At 54.4% G+C, this 19299-nt stretch carries 16 protein-coding genes and 1 riboswitch; all 16 genes read right to left on the bottom strand.

The genetic code is table 11. From position 1 onward, the window contains the following. Window positions 1–30: 30 nt before the first annotated feature. The gene (locus ACTHO6_RS04965; protein ID WP_440239975.1) at window positions 31–879 is read right to left on the bottom strand and encodes a ComF family protein; all 849 of its coding nucleotides are present in this window, start codon (window positions 877–879) and stop codon (window positions 31–33) included. Then, the gene (locus tag ACTHO6_RS04960; protein WP_440239973.1) at window positions 876–2984 is read right to left on the bottom strand and encodes a helicase-related protein; all 2109 of its coding nucleotides are present in this window, start codon (window positions 2982–2984) and stop codon (window positions 876–878) included. Before ACTHO6_RS04960 ends, ACTHO6_RS04965 begins: the two co-directional genes overlap by 4 nt. Window positions 2985–3123: 139 nt before the next feature. Further along, a complete protein-coding gene (locus tag ACTHO6_RS04955) occupies window positions 3124–3504 on the bottom strand; it encodes a glycosyltransferase family 2 protein (protein ID WP_440239971.1) in 381 nt (126 codons plus the stop codon). 68 nt (window positions 3505–3572) lie between these two features. After that, window positions 3573–4280 (bottom strand): response regulator, encoded by a 708-nt coding sequence (locus ACTHO6_RS04950; RefSeq protein WP_440239969.1) that lies wholly within the window; start codon window positions 4278–4280, stop codon window positions 3573–3575. 34 nt (window positions 4281–4314) lie between these two features. After that, complete coding sequence (locus tag ACTHO6_RS04945) at window positions 4315–5457, bottom strand: sensor histidine kinase (protein ID WP_440239967.1); 1143 nt, start codon at window positions 5455–5457, stop codon at window positions 4315–4317. Then, a complete protein-coding gene (locus ACTHO6_RS04940; protein WP_440239965.1) occupies window positions 5454–6470 on the bottom strand; it encodes a polysaccharide deacetylase family protein in 1017 nt (338 codons plus the stop codon). The genes ACTHO6_RS04945 and ACTHO6_RS04940 overlap by 4 nt, the downstream gene beginning before the upstream one ends. Before the next feature lie 142 nt (window positions 6471–6612). Then, window positions 6613–7824: a methionine adenosyltransferase gene (metK, locus tag ACTHO6_RS04935; RefSeq protein ID WP_440239963.1), complete on the bottom strand. Its 1212-nt coding sequence runs from the start codon at window positions 7822–7824 to the stop codon at window positions 6613–6615. A 131-nt stretch (window positions 7825–7955) separates the two neighbouring features. Next, a riboswitch (SAM riboswitch) is annotated at window positions 7956–8056 on the bottom strand. Window positions 8057–8262: 206 nt separating this feature from the next. After that, window positions 8263–10830: a S8 family peptidase gene (locus tag ACTHO6_RS04930; RefSeq protein WP_440239961.1), complete on the bottom strand. Its 2568-nt coding sequence runs from the start codon at window positions 10828–10830 to the stop codon at window positions 8263–8265. Window positions 10831–11079: 249 nt separating this feature from the next. Beyond that, window positions 11080–12075 (bottom strand): SLAP domain-containing protein, encoded by a 996-nt coding sequence (locus tag ACTHO6_RS04925; protein WP_440239959.1) that lies wholly within the window; start codon window positions 12073–12075, stop codon window positions 11080–11082. 43 nt (window positions 12076–12118) lie between these two features. Next, window positions 12119–13078, bottom strand: a complete 960-nt coding sequence (locus ACTHO6_RS04920) for an SLAP domain-containing protein (RefSeq protein ID WP_440239957.1) — start codon at window positions 13076–13078, stop codon at window positions 12119–12121. Between the two features lie 86 nt (window positions 13079–13164). Next, window positions 13165–14112, bottom strand: coding sequence for an accessory Sec system S-layer assembly protein (locus ACTHO6_RS04915; RefSeq protein ID WP_440239955.1), 948 nt, complete (start codon window positions 14110–14112; stop codon window positions 13165–13167). A 455-nt stretch (window positions 14113–14567) separates the two neighbouring features. Then, window positions 14568–14735: an aspartyl-phosphate phosphatase Spo0E family protein gene (locus tag ACTHO6_RS04910; protein ID WP_440239953.1), complete on the bottom strand. Its 168-nt coding sequence runs from the start codon at window positions 14733–14735 to the stop codon at window positions 14568–14570. Window positions 14736–14823: 88 nt separating this feature from the next. Further along, on the bottom strand, window positions 14824–15534 hold the full coding sequence (locus tag ACTHO6_RS04905; protein ID WP_440240096.1) for a YjjG family noncanonical pyrimidine nucleotidase: 711 nt from the start codon (window positions 15532–15534) through the stop codon (window positions 14824–14826). 167 nt (window positions 15535–15701) lie between these two features. Continuing rightward, window positions 15702–16997, bottom strand: a complete 1296-nt coding sequence (locus tag ACTHO6_RS04900; RefSeq protein ID WP_440239951.1) for a glycosyltransferase family 2 protein — start codon at window positions 16995–16997, stop codon at window positions 15702–15704. A gap of 167 nt (window positions 16998–17164) precedes the next feature. Next, window positions 17165–18040 (bottom strand): diguanylate cyclase domain-containing protein, encoded by an 876-nt coding sequence (locus tag ACTHO6_RS04895; RefSeq protein WP_440239949.1) that lies wholly within the window; start codon window positions 18038–18040, stop codon window positions 17165–17167. A gap of 17 nt (window positions 18041–18057) precedes the next feature. Next, window positions 18058–19176 carry a glycosyl hydrolase gene (locus tag ACTHO6_RS04890; protein ID WP_440239947.1) on the bottom strand — a complete coding sequence of 373 codons (1119 nt, stop codon included), beginning with the start codon at window positions 19174–19176 and terminating at the stop codon, window positions 18058–18060. Window positions 19177–19299: the final 123 nt, after the last annotated feature.

Below are 19299 nucleotides of genomic sequence, written 5' to 3'. Positions count from 1 at the left end.
TTCCATGATAGCGTAACTTTTCCCAACTGGCTATCTGTATATGGTCAAGGAATAAATTTCACAAACTGTCCCCAAATGCGCCCGCACTGTTCTTGCGCAAGAGCGAAGAGTCGATCCGGTCGTGTAAATATCGTCGATCAGCAGAATTTTGAGAGGCTCGGCGACCAGAGGGCTGCGGGTATTCGGGGATGGACCGACGGCACGGCTACAAGAACTGGCACCGACAAACTCAGGCAGTACCGCTCCCTCGTCCCAAGCAAAAGCTTCCCGCATGCTTTTCTGCCGGGATGCGCGTCCCCCCTGCTTGCTCAGTTTCTCCGTCTCTTTGATGCGTGTGAGCAGGGGCCTCACCGGAATCCCGGTTGTCCTGCCCAACCAGGCTGCCAGCAAGTCTACCTGGTTGAAGCCGCGCGCTTGCAGCCGCCTTTCATGAAGCGGGACAGTGGTGATGCAGGCGAAGCTCGACGGCGTGTAGAAGCGAAAGGCCGCGATGGCCAAAAGCGTTCCGTAATAGTCGGCCAGGCGCTCATCCCCGCGGTATTTGAACAGGCCAAGCAGCCTTTTGCCGTCCTGCTCGTACCGAAGCAGACTGCGATTTTCCTGCAGCGGCTCGTCCCCTTCCTTTGCACAGTCGCGGCAGCGACCCTCGCTCCTGTACCTCTCTGTACGCATGTCGCGCCCGCACTGTCGGCAAATCTCCTCCTCGATGAACGGCAGGGCTTCCAGACAGCTTGCGCACGCCGGGAGACCGCGCAGCAAGCGATAGATCGCCGGATAGCTGTCAGGACGGGCGAGCCGGCTCGCCCTCGCGCGGACGACCGCTTCTCTTTTGGGAGTATTCACTCGCCCGCCACAGCTGACACAGGCAGCGGCCTTCATGAATGCTTCCTTCCTGTTGCGAGCTGTTTGGCATGCAGATTCATCCGGGTGATTTGCCTGACTGCGAGCTTGGGTGCCGTCGCGCGTTCCGCCTGCAAAAACAACACGCTGCCCGCCGGATCCTCGAACGCCCTGCCTACGCGTCCGGCAATTTGTACCAACGAAGCTTCGTCAAAGACAGGCGCCTCTGCGCCGACGACAATTACATCGCTCTTCGGGATCGTTACCCCCCGCTCCAAAATCGTCGTCGTCACCATGAGCGTAGAGCGTTTTTGCCGAAAAGCCAGCACCTTTTCCTCGCGCATCGGGTCCGCAGCATGGACACCCGCCATCTGCCCGGCATGAGCCGGCAGCCATTTGTGCAAATAAGCCAGCACTACCTCCACATCATCAATGCGCGGAACGAACACAAACAGTTGCCGTCCGGCCTCCAGCGAACGAAGCACCGCGTCTGTCAATGCCGAGATCGCTTGCTTGGACCGAACGCGCTTGTGCAGCCCACGGACGGTAAGCACCTCGGGAACAGGCAGGGGAAAACCGTGGTAGCGACCCGGCAAAAGGACGTGTGTGGCAGAAAAAAGCGGGATGGCCGCTGCGGCAGGACCCGTTGAACGATCGTTTGAAACGAGGCGCTTTTGCAGATAGCGCGGTGGGGTCGCGCTCAAATACAAGAGCTTCCCTGCCTGGTGCACAGCTCTTGCCAGCGCCCGATAGAGGATGGGATTATTGTGGTACGGAAACGCATCCGCCTCGTCGAGCACAACCAAAGCGAATCGGCGATAATAGCGCATGACCTGATGGGTAGTCGCAATCGTGATGTCGCTGTCCTCCCATTTTTCGGCGCTGGCGCCGTGGACGGCAATCACCCGCGCATGGGGAAACACCCGTTGAATGCGAGGTGCCAGCTCCAGCACCACGTCTTTTCGCGGAGTAGCAATCAGCACGCGACCTCCCGCCGCCAGTCCCTCTGCCAGGGAAGGAAAGAGCAGCTCGGTTTTGCCAGCTCCGCACACAGCCCAAATCAAAAACGCGGAAAGACCCGGGCGCGGGTTCGCAACAAAACGCCGAGCGCGCTCGGCAGCTCTCGCCTGATCGTCCGAGTAACTGCCTGTCCACTCCAGCCGCGAAGGTTCCCGGCTTGCCCCCTTGTTGCTCCCGACAGGAAATGAACCGCTTGCCGCAAGCAAAATATACGGCGTGCAGCATTTGCTCCTGCCCATCCCCAGGCAAGTCGTGCAGTATGCGCAGCCTTGCCCGCACGTATGGCAGTAGGTCAGCTCGACCGCTCGTCCCGTACTGCCGCATCGTTCACAGCTCAGAACAAGGCGGCTTTGATACCAATTGCTGCCCACGTCAATCCGCACCCCGGGAAGCCAATGCGCTCTGCCAGTCAGCACGTGCCTGTGCAAGGCGGCAGCAAGATCCTCCACCTCCACTCCCCGCTTCTGCAAAAGTGCCCCGATTTCATCCCAGAGAAGAGCGCGGCCATCCAGCAATTGTTTCAAGGCCCTGTCGTTTCTTTCTGCTCGCGTAGAGGGGGCGGATGCAGCTTGCAGCGCATCATCACGAGATAGGAACGGCGACCTTGCCTCATGCGCCAGAGATAGCGGGTGAGGGGAAGGGCGAGAACCCGACTCCCCTACTTCCACGCTGCACGCAATTGCCTCCCATGCAAACCACTCCTTATGCTGTCGGGATGGGCGCGAATGCGCTTGCGGCTCCTCGCTGTCCCTTCGGACGGTCTCACGCTGCTGATCTGCCGGGTACATCCTCCAGCTCCCGTGCCGTGCCTGCCTCCCCGCCACTTCCCGGCCGTATAGCGCGCTCGCCTCCCGGACCTTCGCCACAGCCAGACTCCGCAGCTCCGCCACCTGCGTATCCGTCAGCGCGCGCCCCTCTCCCACGCCCTTGCGCAACCGCTCGTTTATTTTCTCGCGCAAGGAAAAGGCCAAGGCAAGCGACGACGTTTTGCCGATCACATGCAGCACGCCTCCCTCCCTCTCCTGCCAAAAAGCTTGATCGACCGAAAAGCTTGGCGTCACATACGTTCGGACAGACGGTACTGCCTCTGTGCCGCATTTGATATACAGCAAGTACTCGCGCATTTGCCTCCCCCATTCCTTGCCTGTTCTCTGCCATTATTGTGCGAAAAGACAAGCCCGGTCGGCAAATGTTTTTACGAAAACGCCAAAAGGCTGCCGAATCGCTCGACAGCCTTGCCCATCTATTTATTTGCCCGAAAACTCAGGCTCCTTCCCGCTTCTTGCGCAGATCGATGACAATCGCTCCCGTCGCCGATTCGGTCTGACCGTCTGCCATGCACAAGCCACAGCCGTACGGTTCTCGCGCCAAGATCGTCAGCATCCGGGACGTATCATCTGTAGACCCTTCTTCTATCAACGTAATCCGGATCGGCTTGCCACTCCAGTAGGAGCGAAACAAAAGTCTTCTGACCGCCCGCTCCAGCACCTGCTCCGAATTGTGTACCAATAAACGATAGTGTTCTTGGGAAAGTTCGGCCACGCTGTTCATCCGACTGGTCCATCGCTCCGCTGCCGTGACCAGCAATGCGGAGCAACCAACAACCGCCAACAGCCATACAACCAGTTCTGCCATCACGGTCATACCCCCTCCTACTAAAAAGGTATGCGGAATGGCTTGAACACGGTTCCGGCTGGATGCACCGCCTGGACTTACAGCTTCACCCAGCCGTTTTTAATCGAGATGACAACAGCCTGCGTACGGTCCTGGACATTCAGCTTTTGCAGAATGCTGCTGACGTGATTTTTCACCGTCTTCTCGCTGATGAACAAAAATTCCCCGATGGCCCGGTTGCTTTTTCCTTCCGCCATCAACTGCAGCACTTCCCGCTCGCGGCGAGTCAGCGATTCGATCACCTTTGGATCGATCGTTTGCGAATCATCCACGGAGAAGCTGCGCTCTGACGTTCCCTCGTTCTCGCTCAGGCGACGAAACTCCTCGATCAGCTTGCCCGTCACCTTCGGGTGTATGTATGCGCCGCCGCTTGCCACCACGCGCACGGCGTCCACCAGATCGCTTGTCCCCATCTCTTTCAGCAGATAGCCCGACGCGCCGGAACGCAGCGTGCGATATACGTAGCCCTCGTCATCGTGAATCGAGAGCATGATGACTCGCGTGGAGGGACTCACGGAGATGACATGTTCCGCAGCAGAGACGCCATTGACGTTTGGCATGTTGATATCCATGAGCAAAACATCCGGCTTGTGCTCTTCCGCAAGCAAAGCAGCCTCTTCGCCGTCCGCGCCTTCTCCGACGACCTTAAAGTCTTCTTCCATTTCCAAAATACGTTTCACGCCCTCGCGGAACAATTGGTGGTCGTCCACAATTACAATGCGGAGCTCTTGCTGTCTTTTTTCCATGTTTCATCCCCCTGTGTACATAGTCTGTATCGGTTCATATTTTTAACGGTATTTGGAAAATTACCTTTGTTCCTTCGCCAGGAGTCGATTGCAGATCCACACTGCCTTCCAGCAGCTGCACGCGCTCACGCATTCCCAAAAGCCCAAAGGAGTTGCCGTTCGCCATGCGCTTCTCCAGATCGAATCCGACCCCATCGTCTTTGACGACGAGGCTCAGCGACTCCTGCATAAACTCCAGCTTCACTTGTACCGAGGAAGCGCCTGCGTGCTTCTCCACGTTGTTCAGGCATTCCTGAACGAGCCGGAAAATCGCTGCCTTGACCGAACTGCGCAGCGGTGGCTCCACACCAAATACTACCAGATCAATGGAAGCACGGATACGCTCTTCGCACGTCTGGATATATTTTTGCAGCGTGGGCACCAGTCCAAGGTCATCAAGAGCCATCGGGCGAAGGTCAAAAATAATCCGTCTGACATCAGCCAGGCTCAGACGAACCATTTCCTTCAACTCGTGCAGCTCCATTTGCGCTTCCAGAATACGCTCGTTTTTCAGCATACGCTCCACGATTTCCGAGCGCAGTACGACGTTTGCCATCGATTGCGCGGGGCCATCGTGAATCTCTCGCGCGACACGCTTGCGCTCCTCTTCCTGGGCCTGAATGATCTTCAACCCCATCAGTTGCGTCTGCTTGGCCGATTCCAGCGCTTCTCCGATCTTGCTCAGGTCGCCAGTCAAATAGCCGAGCACGACGCTCATCTGGGAAACCAGCTTTTCCGCGCGAACGATGGTTTCCTCCAACGTGCGCAACTGACGCTCCAGGTCGTTTCGGCGGCGCTTCAGATTGTTTTCCCGTTCGCGATAGATGGACAGCTCGACCTGAATCCGGCTGGCTTCCTCGTAGGCAATCCGAATGTCGTCCTCCGTGTACATGTGGAAGTTGCGGCTTACCTGAACGAGTCTGTTGCGCGACTTGCGATAGGCCAGCTCCAGCGCATCGACCTTCTGAATGACCTTCGAAATTTCCTGGCGAAGCTCGTGCAAATCAAATTTTAACGAGTTGCCTTGCTGTCTGGCGCTTTCAGCTATATCAAAAATTTGGGTTTTACTCGTTTCCACCGTTTCAATCGTTCTCTTGATCACCCCATCCAGCACGCTGATGTCGATCGCTTTGTTCATGATTGCTCTCCTTCGAACTCTTTTTTCGCTTTCGTGAACAGCTGTTGGAGTTTGACCTCATCAACATCTCGCAGGCCCACATCATTCCGCGGGATGGCAAACGGATTTGCCCCCCTTTTGACAAAACCGGGTGTAGAAGTAAAGACATATGCGTAGCCGGCCTGTCGCGCTGTCTCCAATACGACGGGATTCGTATAGCCAAACGGCAAGGAAATCGCATGGATCTCCCGGCCCAGCCATTTGTTCAAGCCTGCGCGAGACATACGGAAATCCACATAGAGTCGATCCCTATATTCTTCCTCATTTTCTAGTCGTTGTAAATCCTGCAAGTAGACGGGGGCCGTCTCCGGTCCCGTCTCCCCCCATTCATTCCGTGCTTCCTCTTCGTGCAGACTGTACGTATGCGAACCGATATCCGTCAGCCCGGAGTGAAGCATTTCCATGACTTGCTGACGCGTCAGTGGCGTCGTCATGTTCTCCCGTTTTCGATCGGCTACATCTCGCAAGCGTCCTGCAATGACGAAGTTCACTGACGGGTAGCCGTATGTACGCAAGATGGGAAAAGCGTGCGTGTAATAACTCTCATAGCCGTCGTCAAAGGTAATCAGGACAGCATTTTCTGTCGGCAAACTCCCTGTATCGACAAAATGCAAAAACTCCTCCAACGAGATGGGATTCAGGTCGTTTTCGTGCAAAAACGACATATGTCGAGCGAATTGCTCCGGCGTAATCACATACCGCTGGCCTGATCCATCCGTGACATGGTGATACGTCAGGACGACTACCTGCTGGCTATACCACTTTTTCGGCTTTCCCGTTGCTTTTTCGTTCTGCGTGACGTTTGGCTCAGCCATTTCTGTCCCGCTTATGCTTATAGACGTATCTACTTGGGGAAAAGGTTGCACTTTTTGCGCATTCTTTTTTGATTGGGACAATTCACCAAGCCCCACTGTCAACACAACCAGCGAGAAACAAATCACAAACACGGTCAGGAAGAGCCTTTTGTTTGGCAAAGAAACCCCTCCTCTACTTCCTCACTAGGAGATTCGACACAGTCCTACCTTTTCCCTTCGCTCAAAACCCACCAATAACTGGAAAAATTTCCCCATAACAAAAAGAGCCCAGTAGCTTTACCAGGCTCTTGCTTTGCCGTTCTTATTTTGCCAGTTGAGCAGCTTCTTGCTTCAGCACTTCTGCTTTGTCTGTTTGCTCCCAAGGAACATTCAGGTCATTGCGTCCAAAGTGGCCGTAAGCCGCTGTTTGTTTGTAGATAGGACGACGCAGGTCGAGCTGCTTGATGATGCCAGCCGGACGCAGGTCGAAGTGCTTGCGAACCAGTTTCACCAGATCTTCTTCGGAAATGGTTCCAGTACCAAACGTATCGACAGAGATGGATACAGGCTGTGCTACCCCGATGGCGTAAGCCACTTGCACTTCGCATTTGTCAGCCAGACCTGCAGCCACGATGTTTTTCGCCACGTAGCGAGCCGCGTAAGCGCCGGAGCGGTCTACCTTGGTCGGATCTTTACCGGAGAACGCGCCGCCACCGTGACGAGCGTAGCCGCCGTACGTGTCTACGATGATTTTGCGGCCAGTCAAGCCAGCATCCCCTTGAGGTCCGCCGATGACGAAACGGCCAGTCGGGTTGATGAAGTATTTGGTGTCAGCGTCCAGCAGCTCGGCTGGAACGACTGGCTTGATTACGTGTTCCATCAGGTCTTGCTTGATTTGCTCCAAAGTCGCCTCAGGAGCGTGTTGGGTGGAAATAACGATCGTGTCGATGCGAACTGGCTTGTCTCCATCGTATTCAACGGTTACTTGCGTTTTGCCGTCTGGACGCAGGTAAGCGAGGGTGCCGTTTTTGCGCACTTCGGTCAAGCGGCGAGCCAGTTTGTGGGACATGCTGATTGGCAGTGGCATCAGTTCAGGTGTTTCGTTGCAAGCAAAACCGAACATCAGACCTTGGTCGCCTGCACCGATTGCTTCGATCTCAGCGTCCGTCATTTTGCCTTCGCGCGCTTCCAACGCTTGGTCTACGCCCAAAGCGATGTCGGCGGATTGCTCCCCGATTGCGGTGATAACGCCGCAAGTGTCAGCGTCAAAGCCGAACTTCGCGCGATCGTAACCGATTTCGCGAATGGTTTCGCGAACCAGTTTTTGGATGTCTACATACGTGTTGGTAGTGATTTCACCCGCTACGAGAACCAGACCGGTGGTGACGGAAGTTTCGCAAGCTACGCGAGCGTTTGGGTCCTTGGACAAAATCGCGTCCAGGATGGCGTCGGAAATTTGGTCACAAATTTTATCCGGATGTCCTTCCGTTACAGACTCAGATGTGAACAGACGACGACCTTTTTGCAAAGCCATGAGAAATTACCTCCTTTGACCTCATACAAGTAGTTTGGTAGCCGAGTCAGGATTTTATCGACGTCAACGCAAATAAAAAACCTTTTCCATCTTGGGAGGAAAAGGTTTGAGCGCTTTTAGCTTCCTTCATCCTCTTATCGGCCAGAACAGATATCCGTCCTGCTGGTTAGCACCGCTCGAGACGGTTGCCGAGCTTCATAGGGCCAGTCCCTCCGCCTGCTCTGGATAAGAGTATCCATTACGGATTATAGAATAATTGTTTTTTGAGGTGGTGTCAATAGACTTTTACCCGAGTACGCTCATGGCCGAAACCGCCCTGGGCAAAACGCTGGGGAATCGCCTGCGGGAAGCGTCTGTGATGAATAGCGCTGCGTTTCACCGGGGACGATCCGGCCGGAGTTCGGGTCTCTACACGCAAGAAATTCGCAGAATCATTTCCTATACTTGGTACGATTTGGCGATCAACACAACAACCTCCGCCCGCGTGGCGCTTCCCTGGGGCTTGAAGGTCGAACCGTATCCATTCAGCCAGTTTCGCGCCGTCAAAGCCTCGATCGCCGGGGCTGCCCAGTGGCTCGCCGGCACATCGCGATAGCTCGCTGCGCTGCGGCTGTGCAGAGCGATGCCCTTCGCCCTGGCGATCATCGCGGCCATCTCCGCCCGCGAAACGGCTTGGTCAGGCTTGATCTGACTGTTTGGATACCCCTTCAAGATTCCGAGCTGATACGCCACTCCAAGGGTGTTGTACGCCCAATGCTTTTTTGGCAAATCGGAAAAAATCGTCTTGCCCGTATACGCACTGGCTACCTTTGCGCCGGTAGCCCGCATCGCCTGCAACAGCATGGTGGCAAACTGGGCTCGGGTTACAGCCTGGTTGGGCTTGAACGTCGCATCCGCAAAGCCCTGGACAATTCCTTTGGAACTCAGTCTGGCAATCTCCGCACGCGCCCAGTGGTTTGAAATATCCCGATACCCCGAGACGAGCGGCTGCTGCGTGACCGTCAATTTGTAAGCATCATATTTGAACGGAACGCCGCTGTTCAAGCGCACGTAATACTTGCCTTTAGGCAACCGCAGGCTGAAAATCTCACGGCCCTGATCGGACAGCTCCGCCACTTCATTGGTCGAGGCGAGCGCGTAGTTCATGTTTTTCTCGCCGTACAGGGCGATGCGAAAGCCGCTGGATACAGGAATGAACGGGGCGCGAATCGTGACGTACGAGTCTGTATTCAGCGTAAATTGAAACCAGTCTGAATCCGAAGCCGTCGGAATGGTTCCGGTCATGACTCCCCCGCTGGCGAGCGGCGAAGCCCTGCTGTACGTATCATTCGGCTCGTTCAGGTCTTTTTTCAGCGGCGTGAATCCGAGATCCAGGCGATATTCGCCGTTCACCGCATTTTGCTGGTACTCGCTGACCCGAATGTAATACTTGCCCGGTGAGACCTCCTTGCTCGCCCGTTCCACCGGATTATCGCGGTCCACGTTGTCGTAGATCGGGTCCCAGACCGTGTTTTTTCCGTTCTCCTGCTTGCCTATGGCCAACACCAGGTCCACCCGCTTGTTGTCGGGAGTCACGGTCACATCCAAATGCCCGTACTCGCGGACGTAGTAGGAGAACCAGTCCTGGTCCCTCTCCTCATGGAAGTTGCCCGTGACGCTGATCTGGTTGCCTACCAGCGGTCGTGCCGTCGCGATCGTATTGTTTGGTTCGTTGCGGTCCGGGTTAATCGTAAATTTGCTCGTCAGCACGTATGTAAACGCATTGACGCCGCCGTTTCGCACCAGCTTGATGTTCATCCTGCCAGCCTTTGCCGGGACGGTAACGGTATCCCCGTTTCCCAAATACTGCGTAATCGGCGCCCGGTTCTCCGGGTAAAAGGTCGCCGCCATCGCGGAGGAGACGCCGGAGTTGATTGCCGCCGTAAAGCTGACTTTTCCGTCATACGGCACATCCATTTTGAACCAGTCAACCGTATCATTCGGTCCCAGATTGCCGCGAATTTGCGCTTCGATCGGAAAAGCCTTGGCTCGCTGCAACGAGTTGTTCGGCTCCAAAAAATCGCCGGAGAGCGCACTCCGCACAGCTTTGTTCACGTCCAGCAGACCGTAGCCTGTTTGGCGATCCCAACCGCTCTCGCCGATATCAGTAGCTGTCTGATACAGCAACTGCCGGACATCCAGCGCCGTCAGCTTGGGATAGCGGGCCAAAATCAGGGCTGCCGCTCCGGCGACTTGAGGGGCCGCCGCCGACGTACCGGAAAACGATCCGTACTTTCCGCCCAGCTTGGTCGTATAGACATTCAGCCCCGGGGCCACCATATTTAACTCCGGGCCGATGTTCGATTGATAGATCAGCTGATTTTTGCCGTTCACGGCCCCAACGGCGACGACTGTCGGGTACGCTGCCGGATAGGCCACGCGGCTCGCTTCGTTTCCGCTCGCCGCGACGAGGACAGCACCGCTTCTCTCCGCTCGGTCGATGGCCTCCTTCAGAGAGCGGGAATAGGACAGGCTGCTGAACGACATCAGGATGACTTTCGCTCCCCGGTCGAGCGCTGCATGAATCCCCTTGGCGATCATGTCGACACTCGTCACGGCCTCTTTGTTCAAAATCTTGATCGGCAAAATCTTGGCGTTCCAGACTACCCCTGCTACGCCGATCCCGTTGTTGCCTTTTGCCGCGAGAACCCCGATGACTTCTGTACCGTGACCGTTGTCGTCCTGCGCCGGTTTTCCCGGGCTGACCAGATTGACACCCGGCAGCAGGTTCCCCTTCAAGTCGGGATGATTGTAGTCCGCTCCCGAATCGAGCACGGCAATCGTGATCGCCTGGTTGCTGTTGACGACCGACCACGCCTTGTCCGCCTTGATCTGGCTGATGTGCAGCTGGTTACTCAGGTAGCTGTCGTTGGAAGCAGGCGTCGCAGCGAGCGCGGGCCGAGCGCCCAACGGCACAAGCGTGAGCAGCATCGCGAATGACACGGCTATCTGAATCGATTTTCTCATACCAAACAGTCCTTCCTTACTTTCCCCTGCAACTGGCGCAGCAAGAAAACCTCTGTCGCAGCCCTCTCCAGCAAGGGCGCCCGCGCTGTCGTGGAAGGTTTTCTTTCCATTCAAAAAGGTACGCAACAAGGATGCTTCTCGTCCTAGCATAGCGGATAAAATGGGCGAAAAGCAACCCTGTTCCCTCAAGATTTGGAAGGTTCTGGAATATAAAAACCCTTTTCACCATGGGCAAAAAGGGTTCATCCATTACTGCAGCAGGCCTTTGTTTTCTTCGCTGTCAGGCTCTACGGATAATTTTTCTTTTTGACGTTGACGCGCCTGCGGAATATACGCACTCAATTCCGCAACGTTTACTTCCGCTTTTTTCATCGACGAGGACGGAATGTCAAAAGCCCAGATTCGCTGGCTGTTCGCTTCCACCTTCATGTTTTGTAGCGTGTAGTTGACGCGGGCGACCGCATCGCCGGCCTTGTCGTGAACGATGATCGGCACCTCGGTAAACTCCAGACGCTTCTCCAGTCCGTTGCGGAATACGACGACGACTTTCAGACCTTTATCCTCGGTAGGCTTGATGTCGAGCACCTGCAAATCTACCTGTCCTTGCGCCACCGGAGCTTCCTCCGCGGCCTTTTGCAAATAGTGGGTTTGTTCATCCGCACTCAGGCCCATGTTCAGCTCCTCGTTCTCCGCGAGGCGGCGCTTTTCCGGTTTTTTATAAGTCAACGTCAGCGGCACTTCCTTTTCAGGAATGCGATCGAACTCTTCCCAGCGGAACAGGAACTCCATCGGACGGCTGGCCATGTGGCCCACCGGACCTTTTTCCATCAAATCAAACGTCTTTCTCGCCACCTCTTCGCCGTCAGCCGTCACCAGGGTCAGCGGCAGCTTTTGCAACAGCACGTTGCGGTTTGTTGCATTGCGAATGTAGGTAAGCACGAGGTAGCCTTCATCCGTCACCTGGGTATAGAACGGAATAATGCCAACTTCGTCGCGAACGACCGGAGGCAGCTCGTCATGGACGTACTGCAGCAGCTCCTGCTCCGCCTCCTCCAATTGATCGTCCCACGGGCCGTTCAGCGTCAGGAACAGCTCCTTGGCCTCGATCCGGTTGGCAGATTGCTGCGGGTTGTCGATCCCCGATACACCCAGGTAAAACTCTTTATGCAAATGCTCGTGAATATCTTCGCGTACCTGCTCCAGACTTTCCTTGGAGCCAAACCAGTTCTCCAATAACCAACTCATATGTCAACCTCCTCCTTATTTCCACGCGAGAAAGAGCTTGCGCCTATTCTACGTCAAGCACCCATCTGCGCAGATTGGCATCCGGTTTTTTCACGAATTCCGGCGGGAACACGATCAGCCACGGACGGCTGTTCCCCGGTTTCACGCGAATGGTGCTGGCATCCACAACACCCTTCGCCACCACATCCCCGTCTGTGTCGGAAATCGTGATTTTCAGTTTGTCCGGACGATAATCCGTAGACAGACCGTTGCGGAACAGCAAGGCGGCAACCAGTTGCCCCTCCTTCGTTTTTCCGATATCAAACCCGGTGATCTGTACCGAGTTGACCGGAATCGGCGGCAACGAGTACGTGAGCGACTCCAGACGGTCTTTTTGACGCTGCGTCATGCGTTTTTCCATGTCCGGGTCCAGCTCCAGCGTACTCGGCCAGATGTGCGATTTTTTTCCTGCTTTCATCACGACTTTCCAGCGGCTAAACATGAAGTTGTCGTGCAGGTAGCTCTCTTCCGGGAACAGCACTTCCCATGGACGGCTTGTATGCGGAGGAATAGCGCCCATATCCGACAAATCGACTCTCATCCGGGCAAACGGCTTGTCGTCCAGATAAATAGCCAGGCCAATGTTTTTAAACCGCACAGGCTTATCTGTCGCATTGCGGAAAAACATCGTCACGGTCATGCCGTTCGGCTGGGGAACCATACTGAAGCCCGTCACGCTAATCAAGCCGCGTGCCATCTCCGGCAGCTCTGCCTGCAAAAAGCGCAGCGTATATTTTTTCTCCGCATCCAGCTCCTGCTCCCATACAGGGTGCAGAGACAGCTCGGTGCGCACTCTGCCTGTCTTGTCGGAAGCGCTCGCTACCGGCTTGTTTTCCACTTCCACTTCGCTATCTTTCAGCTCTGCAATATCAATCGCAGACTCTTCTTGAATTTCTTTTTTCAAATCCTCCAGAGCCTTCTCGCCCTGCTGTTTGCCAAACAAATTTTTCACAAAAGAAAACATGGGTTACCTCCTTATACGTCCGGGCCCGAACGAAGTTTCTCTCCTCATGATAAGCATTTCCCCATCGCCCTTGCAAACCGGACCCTCTACGCTTGCTGCGGAACACTTACCTTCCAACGCGACAAGTCCGGCTCCTCCAGCAGAATGCTTTCCGGAGGGTAAATAAACAGCCACGGCTTGCTCGTATTGGCATTCACGGTCAAATGGTCAAGCTCAAACAACCCTTCTGCCACCTTGGCCCCTGTCGCATCATAGAGAGCGAGCGGGAGCTTTTCAAAGGACAGCGACTGCGCAGAGCCGTTGCGGATCAAAAGCATGACGTGCAGCGCTCCTTCCGGGGAGCGACGAATTTGTACACTCTGAATATTGACTTCTCCCTCTTTTAAGGCAGGAAGATTTTTGGCCAGTTCAATCAAGGAGTTTTTCTGCTCATCCGACAGCGCCTTGATCCAGGACTCCTCCAGCTCCAACTGTTGCGGCAGCACCATTTTTTTCTGCGCCATCTCGAACGCGATCTTCCAGTTTGACAACAGCACGTTCACTTGCAGGAAATGATCGCGTGAAAATACAAACGACCACGGTCTGGCTGATCGCGGCGGAATTTCCCCTATCTCGCTCAAATCAAACGTCTGGCGGGTAAACAGCTGCTGATCCCCGAACAATACCACCAGCGTCATTTCCTTCAGGCGGATCGGACGGTTCGAGCTGTTGCGGATGAACGCCGTCACTTCGATTCCATCATCATGCGGAACCAGCGCTGTTCCTGCAAGGGAGATATTCCCTTCCGGCAGCGGTTCCAGCTCCTGCGCCATAAAGGAAAGCGCGTATTTCTCCTGCGTACTCAGCTTCGCTTCCCACGATTCATGCAAGGACAGCGTTGTTACGACGCCGGCAGATGCCTCTTTCGGTTCCTGGGCTTCCTGATGAGACTGTTCGGTATCAGAAGCGGACAAAATGGATTCCTCCTGAACCTGCGCTCGCACCTCTTTCGTGGTAGGTGTCTTCCCCAATACATTCTTCAAGAAGGATAACATAGCACCGCTCCCAACTTTTCTTTTGCATCTCGATTTTTTCTCTACATCTATATAGAGAGAGTTTGCGTTCGTCATTCACTATAGCATAGTGGCATCCTTTTGCAACATAGAAAACTTGGCATTCTCCGCCTGCTTCTGGCTCTGCTCCAGACTCGGCGAGGCAGCCACCACGGCTGACCTGCCTGGAGGCAAGCGACGGGTAATATTTGTTAGGATACCTGTAGGCACCAGCGATGTCAAGGAAGGGAACACCGCCTCTTCTATCCGAAAAACTTCCATTTCGTGAGAAAGTTTACATGATTATCGATCCTTGATAGAATAGAAGTGTCTAAACAAATAACTTGGGGAATATAGGTGTGGAGCCAGCTGACCGATTCGACTGGCTCCCTTCTTTTTTTCTATTCAGACAATTAACAACAGGTTTATCCACAGCCTGTGGGTAACCTTTGCTTTCTTTAGGGGTGTAACTGGAGGCATTTTTGATACTTCACAATATATTCGTCCAATTTTTGCGACATATCGATCACAGTCGGGTGCAGAAAACTTCCTTTTTCCAAGACCAGCTCGGATAATTCTTTACGCATGATCTCGATTCGCTGCAGCAGGTCCGTTGTATGATCCATAGCAATTCCTCCAGAAACAGTTAGATCATAAGCACTAGGATTATTATATCATCTGCTTATTCCTCTATATAAGAAAAAAAGAATAGCCTTATCGGCAAAGCATTTTTTCGGCGGCGGCGCCGACAACCTCCGGCAATGTCGTCAAATCGCGGATTTCATATGTCGGGGCAATCCCCAGATCGTTGGGTTTGCCTTGCGGATTGTACCAGCATGTATCCACGCCATAGCGGTACCCCCCTTGAATGTCAGACGTCAACGAGTCGCCTACCATCAGTACCTTGGCCCGATCCGTAAGCCCCATCCGGGAAAACGCATACTCGAAAATGCGCGGATCCGGCTTCTGGAACCCGGCTTCCTGGGACGTAATGATCTGTTCAAAGGTGTGTTGCAGCAAAGACGATTGAATCCGCGACGTCTGCACCTCGGTAAATCCGTTTGTGAGGACCGCCAGTCTACAGTTGGCAAGACGCCTGCATACGTCCACCGCTCCAGGCAACAGATGCGCTTCCTGTCCCAAATTCGCAAGGTACTGCCTGTTCCATGCTTCCGCATCCGCCGAAAGCCTGTAGTTCGTAAACAGCCGTTTGAATCGCTCCACGCCAAGCTCCGCCAGCGTCATGCTTCCCTGCTCCAGCTCCCGCCACAAGCCTTTGTTGATCTCGCGGTAAGCCGCTTCATGATCGGGCAAGCCTTCTGTCCAGCCGAACGCGCGAAACGTTTGGGCCAACGCCTTTTTTTCCGATAAACCAAAATCCATCAGCGTGTCGTCCAAATCAAAGAAAATCACGTCGTATTTCACTGTTCTCTCCACCCGTTTCCCGTCTCCAGTGACGCGTTTATTTTTTTCATAAAGCAATCGGCACTCGTATTATACCAGATTTATGAGTGATCTGCCCATCGACTGGAAATGACGGAAGAAACAAGAAGAGCCTGCCCAACGCCGACAGGCTCGGTCCACACGCCCGCTCAGGGAAAGCGCTGCGTCTTGTACCAGTTTCGTTTTCTTCGGGTCACCTTGTCCATCAACAATCCGAAAAACGCTTGTATGGAAATGACGAGGAACAATTGCGCGTACGTAAAATACGAGAGGCAGGACAAGACGAAGTTTCGCGTCGTACTCTGGCCGATATCCGTAGCCAGAGCGAGGTTGATCTGCAGCACGTACATGCAGTACATAAGCGCCCAGGCGACGACGAGGTAGACGTAGATATCCTCGCTAAACCGGAACGGAGAAACCACTTCGGGATGAAACAAGGAAATGATCTTGTAGACGAAGTTGGTCACAAAAATCACATCTGATACAATAATGGCTACCATGAACCAGAAATAGCTGGCTGCGTAATACAAAAGCTTCAGCTTGATCCGCCAGTTCGTCCCGTCGAACAAATGCCGGACGTTCCCGAAAATGGTCTGATAGTTACCCATCGCCCACCGCTTGCGCTGCTTCATGTAGACGCCAAGCCTCTCCGGCTCCTGCTGGTAGGCCTCTGCCTGCGGCGCGAGCGCGATCAACTGCCCCCGCTTCACGATCTCAAAGGAAATCGCCGTATCCTCCGTCAGCGACTCCTCGTCCCAGCCGCCCATCTCCTCGATCAGCGAGCGTTTGACGATAAAATTCGTCCCCGGAATCACGCCTAGCTGAAAAAGCTCCCACAGCCCCGTATGATAGACGCGGTGCATCGTGACCAATTCCAGGTTAATGCAGCGGGTCAGAAAGTTTTGATCGCGATTGCGCGCTTTGTTGCGGCCGAACACCGCTCCGTACCGCTCCGGCTGCTCCAGCGCCTTTTGCATCAAGAAAGCCAGCGCGTTCTTCTCCGGCGCGGCATCCGCGTCATACACGCAAATCCACTCGCCCGTCGCCTGTTTGCACGCGTCATTCAGCGCTCCGGACTTGCCGCCCGTACCCGTCCGCTCCATCACCTGCAACTGGCGCCGGACAAACTCCGGCCTGCTGTGGACCGCGCGCACCACCTCCGCCGTCCGGTCCGTGCAGTTGTCGGCGATCACGATAATCTGCAGCTTCTCGGCCGGATAGTTCAACTGCAAAATGTGTTCGACGGTCGCTGCAATGACCAACTCCTCGTTATGCGCCGGCACCAACACCGTCACAGTCGGATAGGAGTCCATATTCGTCGGGATCACCAATTCCTGCTGGCTTTGCCGAAAGACAAAACGAATGGCCCCCAGCATGATGACCGTAGACTCCAACACCGCAATCCAGATACTGATAATCGCGAGCAGCAAGAATAGCTCAGCCACTGATTTTCCTCCGATCGTATTTTTTTCTCACGCGATCGCGAAAAACGAGAGTAGCGACCGTCAGAAAAAGAATGGCAACGGCAAACATACTGCTGACCGCTAGGCACAAGGGGATAAACCAGTTGGTGTACGACATCGGAAGCCCCCCTCTTTTGATCCTGGCATGCTTAGACGTATTCCCCGATCACATCCAGTTCGGCGTTTCGTTCGAGCGCTGCAATCACGTTGTCGATTTGTTCGTACTGACTGAACTGCTCCTTTTGGAACACAAGCGCTCCCGAGCGAATGACCAGCTCCAGCGGCCGCCCTTTTTTATCGGTCACCGCCACGTCCATCATCGCGTTTTTAATCCGGCCCGTCAGTTGCTGCAAATAGTCTTTGTTGGTCATCGGCAACAAAATGACAAAGCGTCCTTCGTCGAGCGAAAACTTGTAATCCTCGAAGCGAATCTGCTTTTGAATCGTATTCGACAATTCCAGCAACAGCTGCGCATAGCGCTCCGAGCCTAACGCTTCCTGTACATACGGCAAAAATTCGATTTTAAACATCGCCATGCAAAAGCTGTAGCGATCCTCATAGCGTTTGGCCAGATTGGACTGCTTGATGACCGTTTCCGCCAGCGCCTCTTTATTGCCCAGCGTCGTATCGAGATCAATAATCGGATGGATGGTCTTCAACTCTTCCAGTCGCTCCACGATGCGCTTGCTGCGGATCACATACGACTTGATGAACGCCGCAACCAGCACGTTCGCCGGAATCGCCAAAAGCCAGCTGTACACAATGACACTGGCGTTTGCATAGGCAGCCAGCCAGACCATGTAGCTGACCATATAGACGAACACCAGAACGACTGACACCCCCATCGGCAGCGCATAGCCGAGCAAGAGCGCCAGCAGGATCGCCATGCCGAGCATAAACTCGGACAAGGTGTACGCCTGTTTCCAGTAGACTTGCACGTAAACCAACGCTTCCTGGAGAGCCGTGAGCAGCAGCAGGATGACATATCCCATCTCCATCTTGCGCGTCGGAGAATTGTTGTTCATGGTTCAACTCCGTCCCCTCATTGTGATTCCGGCTCGCCTCTGTCCACATAGCGGCGCATCGCCTCTTCTGCCAAAAGCGGAAACAGATTGTCGAAAACGTGCGTGTTGTCGTCAAAGACATATCCGCCGAAATAGCGGGCCTCCACGCTGCGCAGCTTGAGCATCCGCTCCTGTAGCTGGCGTGCCCATTCCGGATCGTCCAGCTTCAGCGCCAGCAAAATAGCCAGTCCATACACAGCCGGAGATTCATAGGAGACAGCAGCTGTCCTGCTTAGGCGGTCGTAGCGCCCTGGCAATTGCTTGCGCTCTGCAAACTCCTTTTTCAAAAAGGCGATCAGCGCCTCCGATTTCCCCCCGATTTCCGCTCGATGCAGCGCCACGATCAGTTGGTCGATCAGGTTGATCGAATCATCATACTTGTACAATTGTTTCTCTATATGGAATATTTTAGGGTAAAACAATCCATCATCCGGAAGATTCAGGAGCAAGTCCCGGTAGCGGTTGTACATAGGCGCGTCGATCATCCCGTGAGCTGCCATCCTTTTGAGGGCAGACATATCGACGTACGCGAGGCTGAGCGTGTGCGGAGACTCCTTTTTCCCGAAGTCATGGAAGTCGACGAGATACCCGTCTTGTATCGACGAGGCAAGCAAGGTTTCGGTTACAGCGGTTGCTGTCTGGCGGTACTCTGTCTGTCCCCATGTGTCAGCCGCCTGCCACAAGGCATCGACGATTCGCAAATCATCCCCCAGCGCGTTCGTCGTCACATGCGACCGGCCATCCGCTGACAGCTTCCAGTACACATAGGCTTGCGGAGAGAGAAAGTACGTCTTCAACACCTGATAGCTTTTGTCAAACAGCTTCTGATCCTCTCCTGCCAGCGCATACTGCATCCAGAGGCCAAGCGACTCCGACAAAGCCTCTCGCCCGGACACGATATCCGCGTGCGCTGCCGGAGCGTCCTGGAGATAGGTAGCCAGCGTCCCGTTCGGATTGGTCATCTGCTCCACAATAAACGTCTCCGTCGGTGACGGCACCCGCTTTTCCCGCAGGAAAAAATAAAAGCAGCCAAATACCGTCAAAACGGACAAGCCTGCGACGAGCATTGCTTTTTTGCTGAAAAGATAACGGGGCAAGTCGGCATCATTCCTGTCGAGTGGAAAAATAAGGAAACCGGAACATGGATGTGCTTCATGATTGCTATAGGAAAAGTATAATACAAGCGAAGAGGGGCGTCTATTTCTGTTCACTTGAAATAA

Source organism: Brevibacillus sp. SAFN-007a (assembly GCF_051967035.1).
GTDB lineage: Bacteria > Bacillota > Bacilli > Brevibacillales > Brevibacillaceae > Brevibacillus.
This window is presented reverse-complemented; position numbering and strand designations above follow the sequence as displayed.

Coding starts and splice junctions, on each gene's coding strand:
- ACTHO6_RS04950 (WP_440239969.1), bottom strand. CDS start 4,280: ATGGAAAAAAGACAGCAAGAGCTCCGCATTGTAATTGTGGACGACCAC.
- ACTHO6_RS04895 (WP_440239949.1), bottom strand. CDS start 18,040: ATGAACAACAATTCTCCGACGCGCAAGATGGAGATGGGATATGTCATC.
- ACTHO6_RS04920 (WP_440239957.1), bottom strand. CDS start 13,078: ATGTTTTCTTTTGTGAAAAATTTGTTTGGCAAACAGCAGGGCGAGAAG.
- ACTHO6_RS04965 (WP_440239975.1), bottom strand. CDS start 879: ATGAAGGCCGCTGCCTGTGTCAGCTGTGGCGGGCGAGTGAATACTCCC.
- ACTHO6_RS04910 (WP_440239953.1), bottom strand. CDS start 14,735: ATGGATCATACAACGGACCTGCTGCAGCGAATCGAGATCATGCGTAAA.
- ACTHO6_RS04930 (WP_440239961.1), bottom strand. CDS start 10,830: ATGAGAAAATCGATTCAGATAGCCGTGTCATTCGCGATGCTGCTCACG.
- ACTHO6_RS04945 (WP_440239967.1), bottom strand. CDS start 5,457: ATGAACAAAGCGATCGACATCAGCGTGCTGGATGGGGTGATCAAGAGA.
- metK (WP_440239963.1), bottom strand. CDS start 7,824: ATGGCTTTGCAAAAAGGTCGTCGTCTGTTCACATCTGAGTCTGTAACG.
- ACTHO6_RS04915 (WP_440239955.1), bottom strand. CDS start 14,112: ATGTTATCCTTCTTGAAGAATGTATTGGGGAAGACACCTACCACGAAA.
- ACTHO6_RS04960 (WP_440239973.1), bottom strand. CDS start 2,984: ATGCGCGAGTACTTGCTGTATATCAAATGCGGCACAGAGGCAGTACCG.
- ACTHO6_RS04955 (WP_440239971.1), bottom strand. CDS start 3,504: ATGACCGTGATGGCAGAACTGGTTGTATGGCTGTTGGCGGTTGTTGGT.
- ACTHO6_RS04925 (WP_440239959.1), bottom strand. CDS start 12,075: ATGAGTTGGTTATTGGAGAACTGGTTTGGCTCCAAGGAAAGTCTGGAG.